A 1,786-nucleotide genomic window follows, 5' to 3' on the forward strand; every position below is an offset into this window, starting at 1 on the left:
ACTATCCGCTGGCGGTGGCCAACGCCGTGATGGGATCGGGCCAGAACGGGCGGCTGTTCCAGGAGGTCCGGGCCAAGCGCGGGCTGAGCTACGGCGCCTATTCCACGCTCGGCGCCCGGGCCGAGGGCGGGGCCCTGATCGCCTCGACCCAGACCAAGAATGAGAGCGCCGCCGAGGTGGTCGGGCTGGTCCTGGCCGAGTTCGACCGACTGGCTGCGGAGCCGGTGGCGGACGCCGAGGTGACCAACCGCGAGACCTTCATCACCGGCGGCTTCCTGCGCTCGCTGGAGACCACCGGCGGGCTGGGCGGCCAGCTGGCCGCGGCGGTGATCGACGGCCTGCCGCTGTCGGAGATCGAGACCTATCCGGGCAAGATCGCCGCCACAACGCCCGACAGCCTGCGCGAGGCGGCGAGGATCGTCAGCGCGGAGGACGCCATCGTGGTGGTGGTCGGCCAGGCGGAGATGTTCATCGACGACCTGCGGGCGGCCCATCCGGACGTGGTGGTGATTCCGGCGGCGGAGCTGGACCTGAACAGTCCGACGCTGGGGCTGATGCAGGTGCGGACGGCGGAGTAGGGCGCTTTCCTCCCCGTTCGCGTAGCGAATGGGGAGGGGGACCGCGAAGCGGTGGAGGGGCTGGTTGAGGCGGTCTCGCTACCTCTTGGCCGCGGCCGCGCGGATGCCCGCAAGGACGCCTTCCAGATTGTCGCGGATGGAGAGGGCCGGATAGCGCAAGACGGAAACGCCCTGCGCCCTGAGCCAATCGGTCCGCCGTTGATCATGCGCCATCTGCTCGGGTGTGCCGTGAACGGCGCCGTCAACCTCCACGGCCAGCCTTGCCGAGGCGCAATAGAAGTCGAGAATGTAAGGGCCGATCGAATGCTGCCGCCGGAACTTGAGTCCGTCCAGCCTGTGGCCCCTCAGGCAGCGCCAGAGGCGGGCTTCCGGGGGCGTGAGCCGGCGGCGCATCCGGGCGGCGCGCTGATAGATGATCGGTTCTGAAGCCACCAGCCCCTCCACCGCTTCGCGGTCCCCCTCCCCATTGCTGCGCAACGGGGAGGAAAAGCCAGAGGGAGCCTATCCTGGGTTGATCAGCGTCCCCGGAACGCCGCGATCGCGTCCACCGTCTTGCGGACCTGTGTCTCGATCGCCGCCCAGTCGCCGGCCTTGACCGCCGCGTCGGTGATCAGTTTCGAGCCCATGCCGGCGGCGACGATGCCGGAGCCGAACCATCTGGCGATGGAGGCCTCGTCGGGGTCGACGCCGCCGGTGGGCATGATCTTGGTCCACGGCATGGGGCCGAGCACGGCCTTGACGAAGTCGGGGCCGCCGACGCTGGCGCCGGGGAACAGTTTGACGATCTCGCAGCCCAGTTCGTGGGCCTGGCCGATCTCGGTGACGGAGCCGCAGCCCGGGAAATACGCCGCCATGCGCCGGTTGCAGACGCGGGCGACCTCGGGGACGAGGCAGGGGCTGACCACGAAGCGGGCCCCGCGGTTCAGGTAGAGGGCGGCCGTGCCGGCGTCGATGACCGAGCCGATGCCGAGGACGACGTCCGGGTCGGTCATCTGCAGCTCGCGGGCGATGTCGCCGAACAGGTCGACGGCGAAGTCGCCGCGGTTGGTGAACTCGATGACCCGGACGCCGCCGCGGGCGCAGGCGCGGATGACCTCGAGGCAGACGTCCGCGTCCGGGTGGTAGAAGACCGGAGCCACGCCCTGCGCTTCGAGGGCGGTGAGGACGGCGAGGCGGTCGTGGCGCATGGAAGTCTCCCTGATCGGTCC

Annotated in this window: 3 protein-coding genes; 1 reads left to right on the top strand and 2 read right to left on the bottom strand. The window is 70.2% G+C overall.

Going from position 1 to position 1,786, the window contains the following annotated elements:
* Nucleotides 1-578 (top strand): insulinase family protein (locus RDU12_RS15520; protein ID WP_308685556.1); only part of this gene is annotated, 578 nt, incomplete at its 5' end.
* 78 nt (nt 579-656) lie between these two features.
* Here RDU12_RS15520 and RDU12_RS15525 read toward each other — a convergent pair.
* Together RDU12_RS15525 and RDU12_RS15530 are read right to left on the bottom strand one after the other, a co-directional pair.
* A complete protein-coding gene (locus RDU12_RS15525) occupies nt 657-1,022 on the bottom strand; it encodes an endonuclease domain-containing protein (RefSeq protein WP_300293072.1) in 366 nt (121 codons plus the stop codon).
* A 71-nt stretch (nt 1,023-1,093) separates the two neighbouring features.
* The gene (locus RDU12_RS15530) at nt 1,094-1,765 is read right to left on the bottom strand and encodes a bifunctional 4-hydroxy-2-oxoglutarate aldolase/2-dehydro-3-deoxy-phosphogluconate aldolase (protein WP_300293070.1); all 672 of its coding nucleotides are present in this window, start codon (nt 1,763-1,765) and stop codon (nt 1,094-1,096) included.
* Between the last annotated feature and the right edge of the window lie 21 nt (nt 1,766-1,786).

It is taken from the genome of Brevundimonas sp., from assembly GCF_031082345.1.
In the GTDB taxonomy this organism is placed as follows: Bacteria; Pseudomonadota; Alphaproteobacteria; order Caulobacterales; family Caulobacteraceae; genus Brevundimonas.

Bases quoted from the DNA above. Each gene is read 5' to 3' on its own strand.
- RDU12_RS15530 (WP_300293070.1), bottom strand. From the start codon at position 1,765: ATGCGCCACGACCGCCTCGCCGTCCTCACCGCCCTCGAAGCGCAGGGC.